A 16,738-nucleotide genomic window follows, 5' to 3' on the forward strand; every position below is an offset into this window, starting at 1 on the left:
TGCCGAAGAGAAAGCTTAAGCTAAGCTTAGAATCTTATTAAATTTTCAGAATATTTTGCTAATAGTCTGTCCGGTTACAGTTCATCCCAAAATTATTCATCATTGGGTGACAATACTTGATGTTGCAGTGTTTTTTGAAAGCCAGTTCAAAAACTGTCACTTACATGCAGTCGAAGATCGCACTACAATTAAGCTGCAAACGACCCATATGAGCCGAATTGGCTCGGCAATCGGGATCGTCACGAAAAGATATTGAGCAGATATAGGGAGGTTTATGAACATGAAGGTTTTATCTTGTAAAGCAGTCAGCTCGTCCCTGCTAATGGCACTTTCTTTAGGTGTGATCGCAGGGTGCGGCGGCGACAATCCACAACCACAAGCAGCAGGAAGCGAACCTAAGGCTCCTACTGATCTTAAGGTTCAATTCATGGTCCCATCGTACGCCGATGTTCCAAACATGAATGATGAGTACTGGTCCAAATTTCAAAAGGAAAGCAAATCTCAGTTGGAGGTAGAATGGATTCCTTCCGGTGACTATGATACCAAGTTCGATCTGGTGCTTGCTTCCGGTAACATTCCGGAGGTTCTTGTAGCGGGCAACATTACACGTCCGACCTTGCAAAACGCAGTTAAGCAAGGTGCATTTTGGGATTTGGCACCATTTCTTGGGGACTTCAGCAAATATCCAAATTTGAAGAATAACAGCTACAAGGAAGTATGGAACTATATGAAGTCCGAAGGCGGCATTTATGGTGTGCCGAGAAATCGTCCGCAAATCGACATCAGCTTAAAAATGCGTAAGGACTGGCTTGATAAATTCAAATTGCCAGTGCCAACTACATTGGATGAATACACCGCCGCATTAAAAACGATAGTCAACGGCGATCCTGACGGCAACGGGAAAAAGGACACAATTGGTCTCATCGGGCAAGGGTTTTTGCTTGCTGATGGTGATGGCAGCTTCCTGTCTGCCTTTGGTGGTCTGGACCCGGTGTACGACAAGGAAGGCGGTCTGATTAATAAAAATTTAACTGCGAATTATACGGATATGATCACCTACTTCCGTCAATTGTATACAGATGGCATTTTGGCTAAGGATTTCTCGGCTATCAAGCAAACACAGGCAGAAGAAATGTATACGACCGGACGCGCGGCTTCATATGCCAGGAATGTTTGGCGGGACTTCACCTTTGAGCAAGGGATCAAGAAAGTACAGCCGGAAGGTGAAATCATTTCATTGCCACCTATGAAAGGTCCAGGAGGGGTCAGTGTTCAGTTATCCGTACCTTTCTCCGGCGCCTTCTATATTTCCAAAAAAGTGCCTGAAGAGAAAGTGAAGCAAATTCTCGATTTCTTCGAGAGAACAACAACGATGGAGCAAACAGACTATAACTACTATGGTATTGAGGGCGTACATTATACGATGGTCGAGGGCCAGCAACAGCTGACCGATCTTGGTAAGAAGCAGGTAACGGCTAACGGGACAGGCGCAATCTTCCCGCTTGCTTACAACAATAAGATGAAAGTTATTAATCCGGCGGCCCCGAAAGTGTACAACGACGCCAAAGCGGCATCTGTAGAATCGTACAGCAAGGTCGGCAAAATTGATTTCTTCTCGATTATCAATTCCAATACGTGGATATCGATCTGGCCGAAATACAATAGCGAATGGCAATCGATGGTCGTGAAAGCTATCGTCGGACAAATCTCCATGGACGAGTATAAAGCCTATGTGGACAAGCTGAACAACAGCGCGGAGTTCAAGAAGGCGTATCAGGAATTTGCCAAGGAATACAAGGAAAAGATCGGCAGCTAGAACAGCATCTATGGGAATCTTCTGCTGGCACTTGATGTATTGTGCTTCACTCCCTATCATTAAAGCCAGCACACAGCTCATACTTAAGATGTTGAGCTCTAGAAATGGGAGGACTTATGGCGAACTGGAGCAAGTTATTTTTGAAATACCTGGGAATCGAGCGACTGACTAACCCCAATAAATATTTATACAAGCTGATCTGGCTCGGCTGCATATCCGTATGTGTTCCGGTTATTTTGGCAAGCACGGTCTATTACCAGCTTTCGATGAATCGGATGGAGACCTTTATTCAGACCGAAAGTGATTCGTCCTTGACCATTCTGAAGGACCGTGCTGAAAGGGTGTTACAAGAAATCGAGCAGGATTCGCTCCAGCTAGCCAAGGATCCCATGTTACAGGAAGCCTACACAGGCTCATCTAGTGATAGTACCATCTGGAATATCGAAATCTTGAAAAAAATTGCGTTGGTTAAAAACTCGAATAGCTTTATTAATGAAATCTTTTTATATAACAGCCCAGGCAGCGTGATTCTATCGAACGAATATGGCCCCATTCCGAAGGAAGAGTATAAATATAAGGAAGATATCGACCGATTGCTGGCAAGCAAGTATTTGACTCAATGGTCCCCGCTCAGCAAAAGGGAAGGATATATTACCTTTGCCAGATTACTTCCGTTAATTGGAAATGGTGGACCCGAGGGCTTACTCGGCTTTGAGATCGAGACGTCGGCGCTCAGCAAGTTTTTAGAGACCGATACGGTCATTGTGACCAGTGCCCATGAGCTGATCATCGTCAAATTGCACGATCCCTTTGGTTTGGACAGGAAATCCGATGCTGAGCTGTTGCAGCAGACCGGCAGCTTAAAGGGTATAGAAATGATTCAAGCCTCGGACAAAAACTCCGGTCGGTTTGTGGCCGAAGGTATTGACGGTAAGCCGGCGCAGTATAGTTATGTGAAAAACGTGTTTGCCAGAACCTATGTTTCCGTCATACCGGAGCAAGCGATTACGGATCAATTGGACTGGATTCGCAGGATCATGGTGCTCATTCTTGTGCTCTTTGTGGGGGTTGGGGTCCTGCTGACTTACTTCACCTCCAAACGGGCTTATAACCCTATAGAGCAATTGATTAATCAAAGCCGTTCGCTCCGTGTAGACGGAATTCAGGATAAGGAAAATGAGCTGGATATCATTAAGGAATCTCTGGATTATTTGAGCAAGGAAACGAAAAAGCTTGGTGCCTATATGGACAAAATGGAGCCTTCTTTACGGGAAAAGTTTCTTTTTCAACTATTGAGCGGCGATTATACGAGAAATGAAACGCTGATTCAGGATTGCAAAACGTATGGGATTGAAGTGACCTCGACGAATGTCGTGCTGATTGTTGAAGCCGAAAACATATACAAAGAGAAGCGGTTTTTACCTGAGGAAAAAGGGATCGTGGCCTTTTCGTTGGCGAATGTGATGCAGGAGATACTGCGCAGTCATACGCTGCAAGGCTATGTGATTCCTTACCAGGGGAGAGGGGCGGCAATTCTGCAATTCAAGCCCGATATGGTGCAGCAAGCGATGCTGGATCTCACTAGAGAATATGCCGCAGCCATCTCCGCAGCCTTCCACAACTATTTATCGTTTGAGGTGACCGTCGGTATTGGACGATTGTATGCGCATGTGGCTGACGTTCCAGTGTCCTACAAGGAAGCAGAAACCGCACTGCAATATCGGATATTCCGGGACTCGGAAACGATATTATTTATTGAAGATGTGGAGCCTGTGAAGAAGCAGGCCTTGATCAAATACCCTCGTGAGCAGGAGGCAGCTGTTGTGGCTGCACTCGAACAGGAGGATATTCCATTCGCTACTCAAAATTTCAAACGATTCACGGAGATTCTGCAAAGCTCCCAATCTTATGTATTTATTTATCAGAGCTACCATGTACTGCTCTCTTCATTGATCGTCTCTTTGGAAAAGCAGGGTGCCAATGCCGTAGACGTTATGGAGCACAATTTGTTTGGACAGCTGGGCGACAAACAGACCTCTCAGGAAATTTGTGAATGGTTTGAGGATACACTGTTCCCACTGTACCTATGGTTGACACGGAACGATCGGGAGTCAGCCGGTGAGTCGATTATTCAAACAATTTGCACCTATATTAGTGAAAACTGCGGGAATGATTTGTCACTGGTGCAGTGTGCGGAAATTGTCGGAGTGAGTCCGTCCTACCTGAGTCGACTGTTCAAAAAAAGCATGGGCAAAAACTTTCTGGAGTATGTCGTGGAAAGCAAAATCGATGAGGCCAAACGGCTTCTAAGGGATACGGATCAGGGACTCGGCGAGATTGCCACAGCGATTGGATATTCGGAACGAAACTTTATCCGGATTTTTCAGCGGCATGTCCAGATCACGCCAGGCGGCTACAGATCAAACCACCGTTAGATTCGAATCAAGATGGAGGCCAAGTGATGAAGATTAAAAGTATAGAAACCTTTACGACCCGAAATTTAGTCTTCGTTCGTGTCACATCCGAGGACGGCTTACAGGGATATGGACAAATTGCCCCCTACCATGCCAATATATCAGCGCTCGTGCTGCATCAGCAAATTGCTCCTCATGCGCTCGGAGCCGACTGTGATGCAATCGAGGCTTTGACTGCGGCCTGCATCTGGGAAGAGCACAAATTTCCAGGTTCTTATATATGCAGGGCGGTTGGCGGACTGGATACGGCATTATGGGATTTGAAGGGGAAACGATTAGGAAAAAGCGTATGTGAGCTGGTGGGCGGAAAACCGCGTCAGGTAGAGGTATACGGCTCCAGTATGAAGCGGGACATTTCCCCAGAAGACGAGGCCGAGCGGATCAAGCGTCTTCAGGATACGTATGGGTACGGTGCTTTTAAAATCCGCATCGCCAGCAATTTCGGTAATGACGTGGATGTCTATCCGGGTCGTTCGGAGCAGGTGGTGAAGGCGGTTAGAAAAGCCATTGGCGATAAGACGCCACTGTATGTCGATGCCAACAGCGGCTTAACGCCGCGCAAAGCAATTGAAACCGGACGTATGCTGGCGCAATATGGCGTATGTCATTTTGAAGAGCCTTGTCCGTATACGGAGCTGGAATGGACCAAGCAGGTGGCAGACGCTCTCGATATTCCCGTCACTGGCGGTGAGCAGGATACCGATCTGGCGCAGTTCAGGCGCATGATCAACATGCGTGCGGTTGATATCGTCCAGCCGGATATATGCTATGTGGGCGGCTTCAGCCGTGCGCTGGAGGTAGCCAAAATGGCCGCGGCAGTGGGGATGACCTGCACACCACATGCTGCCAACCTGTCGATGCTTACGATATTTACCCTTCATATGGTCGCGGCTATTCCGAATGCGGGGACACACATGGAATATACGATCGAGCAGGACGCATGGACGAACAACCTTTTTATGGAGCCCTTGGTGGTGCGTGACGGTAAAGTGCAGGTTCCCGAAGGAGCAGGCTGGGGTGTGACGGTTAGACCGGAGTGGCTCGCTAATGCGGACTATCAGATCAGTGAATAAGGCGATATGAGCATCATCTATAACACGAAAATATCTTCTTCAAAGGCATCATTCAGAGGCTTTTAAAATAATGAGGTGACTTTATGCAAACGGCTGTTATCAAGAAGCAAACCAAACAACAATCACGGCGTAGTTTGTGGTCAACGATGGTACAGCAAAAATGGATGTATGTACTGGCAATGCCGGGAATCCTGTACTTTATTTTGTTTAAATTCGCGCCCCTGTGGGGCTTGTTGATCGCCTTTAAGGAATACAACCCGTATAAAGGGCTATGGGGCAGCTCATGGATCGGCTTGACCAATTTTACAGAAATGTTTGCCAGTCAAACCTTTTATATCATGCTGCGAAATACGTTTGCGATTAATATTTTTGGTATTATATTTATGTTCCCCGTACCTATTTTGCTGGCATTGATGCTTAATGAGGTCCGACATGAGGTATTTAAGCGCATTAATCAATCGATCGTATATTTGCCGCATTTTCTGTCCTGGGTCGTTGTAGCCAGTATGACCTTTTTCATGCTCTCCACAGATGTGGGGATTGTCAATAAAATGATATCCAGCTTGGGTTTTGAGACGGTATCCTTTTTATCGACCCCGAACTACTATTGGGGACTGATTACCCTGCAAAGCATGTGGAAGGAGGTCGGCTGGGGAACGATCATCTTTTTAGCCGCGATGGCTGGCGTTGATCCTCAGCAGTACGAGGCCGCAGTTATAGATGGGGCATCACGCTTCAAGCAAATCTGGCATGTCACCCTGCCGGCGATTCGTCCGACCATTATTATTTTATTGATTTTGCGGCTCGGCCATATGGCGGATGTCGGATTTGAACAGCTGCTGCTCATGAACAACCCGCTGGTTACTTCGGTGTCCCAGGTGTTTGATACGTATGCTTACACCATCGGAATTCTCGGAGGAAAAATCAGTGTAGGTGTGACCGTAGGCATGTTCAAGGGCGTTGTGGGCTTGGTTCTCGTTATGCTGTCCAACTATGTTGTCAAGAAAATGGGACAAGAGGGCATCTACTAGAGGTTGTTTAACACGTACAATAAAGGAGGTACACCCCGTGAGTTTCGTAGCGACTAAAAAATTAACGCTTTTTGACTATATAAATTACTCGCTGCTGGGCGTGATTTCGTTAGCCTGCATCTTTCCGTTTATTTATGTGTTCAGCGTATCCTTCACAGACCCCGAGGTCTATGTGCCGCTGCAATTTTATTTATTACCGGAAAAGTGGTCATTGTCGGCGTACAAGTATATTTTGTCGACCAACAGCTTTATCAACGCTTTAAAAAGTACGGTATTCGTAACGGGCATCGGAACAGTGCTGAGTATCATCATTTCGTTCACGTTTGCCTATGTGCTGACCAAGAAAGTTGTTCCTGGACGGCGGTTTATGCTCAGCGCGGTTATTTTTACACTGGTATTCAATGCCGGTATTTTGCCTAATTACCTGCTGATCAAGGAGCTTGGGCTGTTGAATTCCTATTGGTCGCTGATCCTGTCAGGTTTAACCAACGCATGGAGCCTGATCGTTATCAAAAGCTTCCTCGAATCGCTGCCTCCGGAGCTTGAGGATGCAGCCCATATCGACGGATGCTCCGATATCGGTGTATTTTGGCGGATTGTTATTCCTTTGTCCATGCCGGCCATCGCTGCCTTTACGTTGTTTTTCGCGGTGTCGTACTGGAATACGTATTTTAATGCGTTGATCTATTTGACCGATGCCAAAAAATGGACACTTCAGGTGCTGGTCAAATCACTTGTTATCGATTCGGATTCGAATGGGGTAGGCGCAGCTGGCGGGGGTGGAGACGATCGGGTCATTCCTCAGGAAACGATACGAATGGCCTCTATTGTACTCGCAATTGTGCCAATTCTCATCGTATACCCGTTTTTGCAGAAGCATTTTGCCAAGGGTGTCATGCTCGGATCGGTTAAAGGATAACCATGTAACACTTGACTTGTTCCACAAGGTTTAGCTATGATAAACATGGTTTACCTTGAGGACAGGAGAATGAACATATGGATCTTGGGAACAAAATTATGAAAATCCGAAAAGAGCAGAACCGCAATTTGACCGAGATTGCCAACATATGCGGCTTTTCCAAAAGTCTCTTGTCGAAGATTGAAAACGGGAAAACGGTTCCTCCTATTGCCACTTTAATCAAAATAGCCGATGCTCTGGGAACCAAGGTTTCTTTTTTACTTGATGATCAAGTGCAGTCCGGTACGATTTATACAACATTGGAAACGAGCGAATCAAAGCTTGTCAAGACAGAGAAGGGCTACTCCTTCTTTGCCTTTGCTGTTGAACGTGGTGAAAAGCTGATGCAGCCTTTTCTTTTTGTTTCACGTAAGGACGAGCACGACAGTAAAAATGTATATAGCCATAATGGCGAGGAATTTATTTTTATTCTGGAAGGCGAAATGCGCTATAAGGTTGGCAATGTTGAGTATACGTTAAAGCCTGGCGACAGTCTGTACTTCGATTCGGTTGAAAAACATATGCTGTGCCCCATCACAGATGAAGTGAAGTATATAGGCGTATTCACACAGTCCAAAGCCAACAGTGGACTACCTGACGCACCATCGTAGAGAAGCTTGTCCAACTTATTTAATCCAAAGCTTGAGGTACATCCTCAGGCTTTTTTGTCATGTTATCGATAATTTCCATCTCAAGGAATATGGACAAGATGACGGGTAACTATTTGTCATTTTTTTGAAAGAAAGCGATTGCATTATTCATAATGATGGTGTAAAATAAATCTTGTTCAACATAGTTGAATTAAATACAACTTAGTTAATCTTAAATAAACTTTGTTGAAAATGAACTTGTCGTGTATCTCGTTGTCGAATCAGTGTGCTGGGTCAACCAATAATTTCAAGAGGTGGAGTGGGACGATGAAAAAGTACAAAGTAGGTATTGTGGGTGCTGGCGGCGTCACGGAATTGCATTTTGTAGGGTATAAGGAGCATCCCGAGCGAATTGAGATCGTAGCCTTATGCGATCCGAATCCCGAAGCCTTGCATGCCAAAGCGGATAAATATGGAGTGCCTCAACGCTTTACCGATCTGCACGATTTTATACAAAATAGCGGTATCGACGTGGCAGTCGTGTGTACACCTACCTCCATCCGGAAGCAAATTGTACTGCCGTTGATTGAGGCTGGTCTTCCTGTATTTGTTGAAAAGCCGTTCTCCGATACGTTGGAGGAAGCGACCGAGATTACTGAACAAGCGAGACAGAAGGGCGTACCGATATCGATCAATCAGAACTTCAGACGCCATTATCCGTTTGAGCTCGTCAAGAACAAGGTGGCGGACGGTGTAATTGGTCAAATTACGTCGATTGTGTTCACGAATATTTTCTTTAGACAGGACGTAGGTTGGCGTCAGGAATGCGAACGTAATGCAATGTCTGTGATGGGGATACATTGGTTTGACGGGTTCCGGCAAATATTGGGCTGCGATGCCGTATCAGTCGTTTGTCAGAATCGTTCCTCCTCCGCCATTCAATGTACAGGTGAGACCGATGCAACCGTTCAGGTCGTTTTTGAGAACAACGTCGTGGCTACTTATGTACAGAGCTTTTCTTCCACCTTTAACAGAACCGAGATGATCGTGATTGGTGAGACGGGAACAATCGTAACCGGCTATAACCGTGCCGATCTTTACCGTAAAGGCGAGAAGACGCCTGCTGAGACCTGGGAAAACAATCTATCCAGAGAAATCGCTACATACGAGGGCCTGAATCACCTGCTGACCTCACTGGAAACGGGCGTTGAAGCGCCTAACAGCTCGAAGGACAATCTCAAAACGATTTCCATATTGGACGCAGCCTATGTATCGGCCAATGAGCAGCGCATCGTTCAATTAAAGCACGGGATTCTGGTGTAAGCGTGCAGCCTGTTCGATATCTTGACCATAATGATGGAAGTGGAAGGTAGTGAATATGGAAACACAATCATCTGCGATGCAATCGTCCATCACCAGTGAGAAGAAAAAAGTGCGGCGGCCACTTGTGTCCGATATCCGGCGTGATAAATATTTGTATATGTTGATTTTACCCGGCGTTATCTTTTTCATCATATTTAAGTACTTTCCGATGTGGGGAATCGTGATTGCCTTTCAGGAATATTCCCCATACGCAGGCGTTTGGAATAGCGATTGGGTTGGACTGGAGCACTTTATTCGTTTTTTTTCTAATCCCGATTTCATACTGTTGTTCCGTAATACGATGGTCATCAGTTTTTTAAACCTGGTGTTTTTCTTCCCACTGCCTATTGTCTTATCATTATTGCTGAACGAAGTAAATAACAAATTTTTTAAAAGTGTCATTCAATCGATTGTTTACCTTCCACATTTTCTGTCATGGGTCATTATCGTGGGGATCTCGTTTTTACTTTTGTCCCAGTCTTCGGGCATTGTCAATATGATGATGAGCTCAATTGGACTGCCCAAGTATGATTTCCTGACGAATACCGATACCTTTTGGGGAATGCTCGTGCTGCAAAACATCTGGAAAGAAACCGGTTGGGGTACGATTATCATTTTGGCGGCGATTACAGCCGTTGACCCGCAATTATACGAAGCAGCCAAAATAGACGGGGCCAATCGATGGCTGCAGGCTTGGCATGTAACGCTGCCTGGAATCCGGAGTGTTGTTCTGGTCCTGCTCATACTGAGGCTTGGGCATATTATGGATGTCGGGTTCGAGCAAGTATTTCTGATGAGTAATGGTGCTGTCGCCCAATATGCAGATGTTTTTGAAACGTATGTGTACCGGAATGGTATCCAAAGTGGACAATTCAGCTACAGTACAGCGGTAGGCTTGTTCAAATCCTTGGTAGGTCTTGTTCTCGTTATCGTGGCCAACAAGCTGGCCAAGAAAATTGGCGAGGATGGCGTCTATTAAGTACAAGCGACAAAGGTGGTCAGGACAATGAAGGGAAGCTTCGGAGGACGTATATTTAACATTGTGAATGCGGTTGCATTAGTCGTAATCGGAATCATTACGGTTTTCCCCTTATATTATGTGTTCATTATTTCCTTTACCGACCCTTATGAATATCTTCAAAAAAGCGGCTTCGTCTTGTTCCCGCAGAGCTGGTCGCTCGGTTCTTACCGATATTTATTAGATACGGATACGTTTAAAAATGCCACGTTAGTCAGTACCTTTCTGGCCACGGTCGGCACCGGATTAAGTCTGATCTTCACCTCAGCCATGGCGTTCGGTATATCCCGCAAGCGACTCAGAGGCAGACGTATCCTGATGCTGATGATATTACTCACGATCTTGTTCAATCCCGGTATTATTCCCAATTATATCGTCGTTCGTGACTTGGGGATGATCAACAGCGTATGGTCGCTTATTATTCCTGTACTTATCAGCGGATGGAATGCCATTCTGATGAAAAGCTTTTTTGACAGCATCCCGGTCGAGCTTGAGGATGCGGCTATGATCGATGGCTGCAACGATATCGGCACGTTCTTTCGTATTGTGCTTCCGTTGTCGGCCCCTGCCTTGGCTGCCTTCGGCTTGTTCTATGCGGTAGGCTACTGGAACACCTTCTTTAACGCTATTCTGTTTATTAATGATTATACGAAGGTGCCCTTGCAGGTGGTGCTCAGAACGATGCTGATCGATTCAGAAACCTCTACAGGCGGGGCATCGGCAGCCGAGATGGTGTCAGAGAATCAGCTTCCGAAGCAAACGATCAAGATGGCGGCAGTCGTCATTGCGACAGTCCCGATTTTGGCTGTATATCCGTTTCTGCAAAAGCATTTTGCCAAAGGAGTTATGCTCGGTTCAGTTAAAGGTTGATCGCAGTTTCATTTTAATGGGGGGTTCGGCTATGAAAAAACGCTCAAGGAAACATGCATTGATCGCGATGTTGTCGGTTGTTGCCGTCTTAACTGCAGCTTGCTCCGGCAGCAATCCGGCAGCGACAGCACCAAAGGGAGAGGAAGGCAAGAAGGAAGCACCGGTTACCCTGAATATTTTCAGTAACTTTTCCATTGCCCAGCCGCCGTCGCCGGATAATCCGGTCACCAAGGAATTTGAAAAAAGAACGAATACCAAGCTGAATATTACCTGGGTTTCGGATACGGTTTTCAATGATAAATTAAATGTACTTCTGGCCTCGGGCGACCTTCCGGATGCGATTAAACTACCGGATACGACCGTTCCACAGTTTCTAACGATGGTTAAGCAAGGTGCTTTCTGGGATCTTACCCCCTATTTAAAGGATTACAAAAACTTGATGGATTCACCCAAAAGCATGTGGGAAAATTCGAAGATTAACGGTAAAAATTACGTCGTTCCGATTGTTCGTCCACTTGAAGGTGGAACTACCTTTTTTATTCGCAAGGATTGGCTCGATAAGCTGGGGTTGAAGATGCCAACAACCCTCGATGAATTGTATCAGGTCATGAAAGTTTTTAAGGAAAAGGAACCCGATGGGAAAAAAGGCACTTACGGTTATACGATGCGTACCAACGATCAAATTGAATTCATTTATACTGGCGCTGCAAACAAATGGAAGGTTAAGGATGGCGGGCTTATCGATATTACGCTCGAACCTGCAATGCGTGAATCTTTGTTGTATAAGAAAAAGCTGTTCGATGAGCAGTTAATTCCACCGGATTACTCGGTGATGAAGAACGATGACTGGGTTGATATGGCGTCAAGCGGTAAAGTAGGAGTTACGACTGAAACCATTGAAGCGATGTGGCGCTGGACCTATGATCAGTGGAAGCGCGATCCGAAGGTAAATTGGGAGCCGATCGTTTCCTTATCCGGCCCAGGGACAGGACCGTTCCAGCAGCAAAACAGCGGTTTTATTGGCGTAACAGCGATTCCGAAGAGCGTTCCGGAAGCGAAGATGCGTAAAATCCTGGCCCTGCTCGATTACGGGGCTTCGGAGGAAGGCAGCACCCTGTCGCAATATGGTATCGAAGGTGTCCATTACAAGAAAGAAGACGGTTTCTTTATAACCAACGAGCAAGCGGTTAAAGATAACCTGGGTACCGGATCGTTTGGCAAGCTCTTTATGAAACATGATCCGTATATGTATGCTTTTGCCCCGGGCATGCCGAAGGAAATTTTTGAAAAGAACAAAAAAATCATTGATGCCAAAGCCAAAATCAGCACACCAATACCTGTGATTGGGCTGGTATCCGAAACCAACAATAAATTAGGTGCCGATTACACCAAGAAAATCAACGATATGAAAACCCAGGTTACGATGGGCAAGGTCGGTATTGACGCATGGGACAAATTGGTTGCCGATCTGAAGGCAGATGCCAACTACCAGAAGATTATTCAGGAAATGAATACCGCATATAAAGAGCGATTAGCAGCTAAGTAAACATATAAAGGAGACTGAGAGTGTATGGCTACCATTACTGACTTGAGAAAGCAGGAAGCAACACGCATTTTAAACGAGAACTGGGGCAAAATTCAATGGCTGTGCGGGCAGGATATTGATCCAGCCAGTGAAATGACATTCGGAATGGTCTATATTAACGCAGGCCAGGCGAATCCAAGGCATGTACACCCGAATTGCGAGGAAGTCATCTTTATTTTATCCGGGGAATGCGACCATACTTTAGGTGACGAAACCTACCATCTGGAGCCGGGTATGATGCTGCGGATTCCGCGCAATGTGCCGCATAATGCAACAACAACAAGCTGGGAGCCTTGCCGGATGATCATTGCTTACTCGGCCCCGGACCGTCAGACGATCGGCGAATAAAGGATAGGCAGCATAGCCAGGGGAATGAACGACTTCTCCCGGTTATACCTGCTTAGAGGGATGTTCTCGACATGATTAAATACGTTCACGAATATATAGTGACAAGGGAGTAATCGAGATGAGCAATAAGCTGGCTTTTTCAAGACTGACGGCAACCGTTGAGGAGCAGGAACAGCTTTTTCAACAATTTGGTGCTGTTGGCTATGACGGACTTCAATTAAAAGCAGTGCAATATTTGCCTTATCTGAATGAACCGAACCGATTTAAAGAAGCATTTGGACATTTGCCGGGTATCGGCTCGGCTCTGATTGCAGGTGGTAATCTGGATGCGAGCAGTATCGAGAAGCTGCAAAGCACGATTCAATTTGCTTCAGCGATTGGTACGGAATTAATTGTTTATTGTCATGGTATTCCAAGAGCTGATGTGACAGCTGCTGACATTCGCCAGTATGCAGACGTGTTATCGGACCTGGGCCTCGAAGCGCAGCAGCAAGGGGTTAAGCTGTCGCTGCATCATCATCATAATAATCCGGTCATGTACCGCGATGATTTTGACATTTTCTTTAACCAAATCAAGGAAGGCTCGGTAGGGCTTACGATTGATACGGCCCATTTGGTTAAGTCCGGTATTGACGATGTCGCTGAGGTTATTCGCAGCTTTGGTCATGTGATTGATAACTTCCATATGAAGGATTATGAGCAGGGAGAGTGGAGGGTGCTGGGTCAAGGGGCTATTGATTTTGGTCCGATCTTTGCCAGTATTCGGGATATTGGCTATACCGGATGGATCTCGGCTGATGAGGAAAGTGGTGGCGATATTCTTCAAGGCATGAAGGATTGTTATGCGTATTTGCACAACGGATTGTTATAATCGCTCAATTTGCTGGCAATTCATGAAGCTTTCCTGCAGGTTATGAACTAAAGGAGCGGATACATGCGATGAAAAAGGTGGTTGTGCTCGGGGCTTTGGATACAAAAGGTTTAGAGTTTCAGTTTGTCAGAGATCAGTTGGAGGCATGTGGTGCAGCAGCGTTTGTCATCGATACCGGTGTATTGGGAGAACCACTGTTTCCCCCAGATATAACGGCAGATGAAGTAGCAAGGGCAGGGGGCTCCAGCATTGAGCAATTAAGGCAGCTGAATGATCGGGGGACAGCCATTGCAGTGATGACCCGTGGTGCTGCCGAGATCATAATCGGATTGGAGCGGCAGGGGATGGTTGGTGGCGTGTTCGGCATGGGGGGTACAGCGGGTACGACAGTCGCCGCTTCTGCGCTGCAGGCACTGCCGATAGGTATTCCAAAGCTGCTTGTATCAACGGTAGCATCCGGAAATACACGGCCGTACGTCGGTGTTAAGGACATTACGATGATGTATTCGGTTGTCGATATTGCCGGTTTGAATCGATTGTCCCGGCGAATATTGAGTAATGCCGCCCATGCCTTGGCGGGTATGGTGCTGAACATGGTGGATGAGGTTGAGGATGATAAAGTAACATTGGGCATAACGATGTTTGGTGTCACAACTCCTTGCGCTACCCGGGTTCGTGAAATTTTGGAGGAGCAGGGTTATGATCTGCTTGTCTTTCATGCGACCGGTACAGGCGGCTTGGCTATGGAGGAATTAATCAAGGCAGGTTATATCAAGGGCGTTGCCGATATTACGACCACCGAGCTTGCTGATGAATTGGTAGGGGGCGTATTCAGCGCCGGGCCGAACCGTCTGGAGGCAGCGGGTGCAGTAGGTATTCCACAGGTGGTCTCGGTAGGAGCACTTGATATGGTTAACTTTGGTGCTCCGGATACGGTTCCGATACAGTTCAAAGAACGCACCTTTTATCAGCATAACCCGACAACCACGCTGATGCGTACAACGGTTGATGAGAATCGGGAATTAGGTCGCAGACTGGCTCTCAAGCTGAGTGACGCCACCGGCCCAACTATCGTTGTGTTTCCGAAGAAGGGGGTTTCACTGCTTGATATGGATGACAAACCTTTTTCAGGAACAGAAGAGCGTCAAGCCTTGTACGAGGGTATGAAGCAGCATTTGCGGTCGGATATTCGATTGGTCGAATTGGAGACGCATATCAACGATACAGTGGTAGCAGAGTCGATTGCTGGCTATTTACTGGAGCTCTTAACACAGAAGAAGGAAGGGTAAAGCAGAGATGGCAATTTCCAGAGTAGACATATTAAGCCGACTGCGGGGGCAATTGGAGCAGGGGCATTTTATTGTAGGAGCAGGAGCGGGAACCGGGCTATCGGCGAAATGTGCTGAAGAGGGCGGCGTCGATATGATTATTATATATAATTCTGGTCGCTATCGGATGGCTGGGCGAGGCTCCCTTGCGGGCTTGATGCCTTACGGTGATGCAAATCAGATCGTTGTGGACATGGCGAGTGAGGTACTTCCTATCGTTAAGGATACTCCGGTGCTGGCGGGTGTATGCGGTACCGATCCGTTTCGTTTGATGGACGTGTATCTCCAACAGCTGAAGGATATGGGCTTCTCCGGTGTGCAGAATTTCCCAACAGTCGGCTTGATTGATGGCGTCTTCAGACAAAATCTGGAGGAAACCGGCATGGGCTATCATTTGGAAGTGGAGATGATCCGCAAAGCACATCATCTCGACCTGTTTACGACTCCCTATGTGTTCAATGAAGAGGATGCCATACAAATGGCTAAGGCTGGGGCAGATGTACTTGTTGCTCACGTAGGCCTGACGACCAAAGGAAGTATCGGAGCCAAAACGGCATTGACGCTAGATGAATCGGCCGACCTGGTGCAGCGTATTTATGATGCCGGGAAAAGTGTAAATCCAGATATTATCGTCATCTGCCACGGTGGACCGATTTCCGAGCCGGAGGATGTTGATTATGTACTTGGTCAAACACAAGGGATTGCCGGCTTCTTCGGCGCGTCCAGCGTAGAACGGCTGCCTACGGAGATTGCGATTACCGAGCAGGTGAGGAAGTTTAAAAGCCTGAGGAATAAATGAATAGGCTTCTTGTCTTTCAATTGATGAGCAGTCAGCACGCCGTGAGTCCGAATGAGGCTGCGGTACAGGCTGGCTGTTCTTTTTTAGCATGCTAGGTGCCATCAGGTAAAATCTCAAATTGTTAACAAACTGTTATGAAATTTAACCTGGGTACAACAAGTGTCTAAAACTCCTCTAACTCCGATTTGCTATAGTAACATTATCAAGTAGGAACATATGGAGATGGGGCGTTACAGCATGGCAAGAGTGATGGTAGTAGACGATGCGGCTTTTATGAGAATGATGCTGAAAACAATGCTGGTTGAGGGCGGTCATGAAGTTGTGGGAGAAGCGGCCAATGGCCTGGAAGCCGTGCAAGCGTATATGAAAATAAAACCGGATATCATAACGATGGACATTACGATGCCCGAGATGGATGGGGTCGAGGCGGTGAGGGAAATACGCAAGCTTGATGCAGCAGCCAAAATCATTATGTGCTCCGCGATGGGACAAAAGGCTATGGTTGTAGAAGCGATCACCGCGGGCGCAAAGGATTTTGTCGTCAAGCCTTTCCAGAAGGATCGTGTCATCGAGTCCGTCAATAAAGTACTGGGTAGTCCTGTAAGCTGAGGATTG

The 16,738-nt window shown here is 46.6% G+C and carries 15 protein-coding genes; all 15 read left to right on the forward strand.

What is annotated here, in order from left to right; genetic code table 11:
• Positions 1 to 280: 280 nt before the first annotated feature.
• Positions 281 to 1,816 (forward strand): extracellular solute-binding protein, encoded by a 1,536-nt coding sequence (locus tag OB236_RS34595; RefSeq protein WP_262688124.1) that lies wholly within the window; start codon positions 281 to 283, stop codon positions 1,814 to 1,816.
• Positions 1,817 to 1,932: 116 nt separating this feature from the next.
• On the forward strand, positions 1,933 to 4,251 hold the full coding sequence (locus OB236_RS34600) for a helix-turn-helix domain-containing protein (protein WP_262688125.1): 2,319 nt from the start codon (positions 1,933 to 1,935) through the stop codon (positions 4,249 to 4,251).
• A 26-nt stretch (positions 4,252 to 4,277) separates the two neighbouring features.
• Complete coding sequence (locus OB236_RS34605; RefSeq protein WP_262688126.1) at positions 4,278 to 5,363, forward strand: mandelate racemase/muconate lactonizing enzyme family protein; 1,086 nt, start codon at positions 4,278 to 4,280, stop codon at positions 5,361 to 5,363.
• A 146-nt stretch (positions 5,364 to 5,509) separates the two neighbouring features.
• Positions 5,510 to 6,394, forward strand: a complete 885-nt coding sequence (locus OB236_RS34610) for an ABC transporter permease (RefSeq protein ID WP_408638552.1) — start codon at positions 5,510 to 5,512, stop codon at positions 6,392 to 6,394.
• Positions 6,395 to 6,431: 37 nt separating this feature from the next.
• Positions 6,432 to 7,313 (forward strand): carbohydrate ABC transporter permease, encoded by an 882-nt coding sequence (locus OB236_RS34615; RefSeq protein ID WP_262688128.1) that lies wholly within the window; start codon positions 6,432 to 6,434, stop codon positions 7,311 to 7,313.
• Positions 7,314 to 7,390: 77 nt separating this feature from the next.
• Complete coding sequence (locus OB236_RS34620; RefSeq protein ID WP_262688129.1) at positions 7,391 to 7,963, forward strand: helix-turn-helix domain-containing protein; 573 nt, start codon at positions 7,391 to 7,393, stop codon at positions 7,961 to 7,963.
• Between the two features lie 306 nt (positions 7,964 to 8,269).
• Entirely contained in the window at positions 8,270 to 9,265 is a 996-nt protein-coding gene (locus tag OB236_RS34625; RefSeq protein WP_262688130.1) for a Gfo/Idh/MocA family protein, read from the forward strand.
• 55 nt (positions 9,266 to 9,320) lie between these two features.
• On the forward strand, positions 9,321 to 10,283 hold the full coding sequence (locus tag OB236_RS34630; RefSeq protein ID WP_408638551.1) for an ABC transporter permease: 963 nt from the start codon (positions 9,321 to 9,323) through the stop codon (positions 10,281 to 10,283).
• A 27-nt stretch (positions 10,284 to 10,310) separates the two neighbouring features.
• Positions 10,311 to 11,192: a carbohydrate ABC transporter permease gene (locus OB236_RS34635; protein ID WP_262688131.1), complete on the forward strand. Its 882-nt coding sequence runs from the start codon at positions 10,311 to 10,313 to the stop codon at positions 11,190 to 11,192.
• A gap of 31 nt (positions 11,193 to 11,223) precedes the next feature.
• The gene (locus OB236_RS34640) at positions 11,224 to 12,738 is read left to right on the forward strand and encodes an extracellular solute-binding protein (RefSeq protein ID WP_076231205.1); all 1,515 of its coding nucleotides are present in this window, start codon (positions 11,224 to 11,226) and stop codon (positions 12,736 to 12,738) included.
• Positions 12,739 to 12,762: 24 nt separating this feature from the next.
• Entirely contained in the window at positions 12,763 to 13,125 is a 363-nt protein-coding gene (locus OB236_RS34645) for a cupin domain-containing protein (protein ID WP_076231207.1), read from the forward strand.
• A 118-nt stretch (positions 13,126 to 13,243) separates the two neighbouring features.
• Positions 13,244 to 13,996, forward strand: a complete 753-nt coding sequence (locus tag OB236_RS34650) for a sugar phosphate isomerase/epimerase family protein (protein ID WP_262688132.1) — start codon at positions 13,244 to 13,246, stop codon at positions 13,994 to 13,996.
• A 68-nt stretch (positions 13,997 to 14,064) separates the two neighbouring features.
• Positions 14,065 to 15,285 (forward strand): Tm-1-like ATP-binding domain-containing protein, encoded by a 1,221-nt coding sequence (locus tag OB236_RS34655; protein WP_262688133.1) that lies wholly within the window; start codon positions 14,065 to 14,067, stop codon positions 15,283 to 15,285.
• 7 nt (positions 15,286 to 15,292) lie between these two features.
• Positions 15,293 to 16,123 (forward strand): phosphoenolpyruvate hydrolase family protein, encoded by an 831-nt coding sequence (locus tag OB236_RS34660; RefSeq protein WP_262688134.1) that lies wholly within the window; start codon positions 15,293 to 15,295, stop codon positions 16,121 to 16,123.
• A 237-nt stretch (positions 16,124 to 16,360) separates the two neighbouring features.
• A complete protein-coding gene (locus OB236_RS34665; protein WP_317259412.1) occupies positions 16,361 to 16,732 on the forward strand; it encodes a response regulator in 372 nt (123 codons plus the stop codon).
• Positions 16,733 to 16,738 lie beyond the last annotated feature (6 nt).

This window comes from Paenibacillus baimaensis (assembly GCF_025567575.1).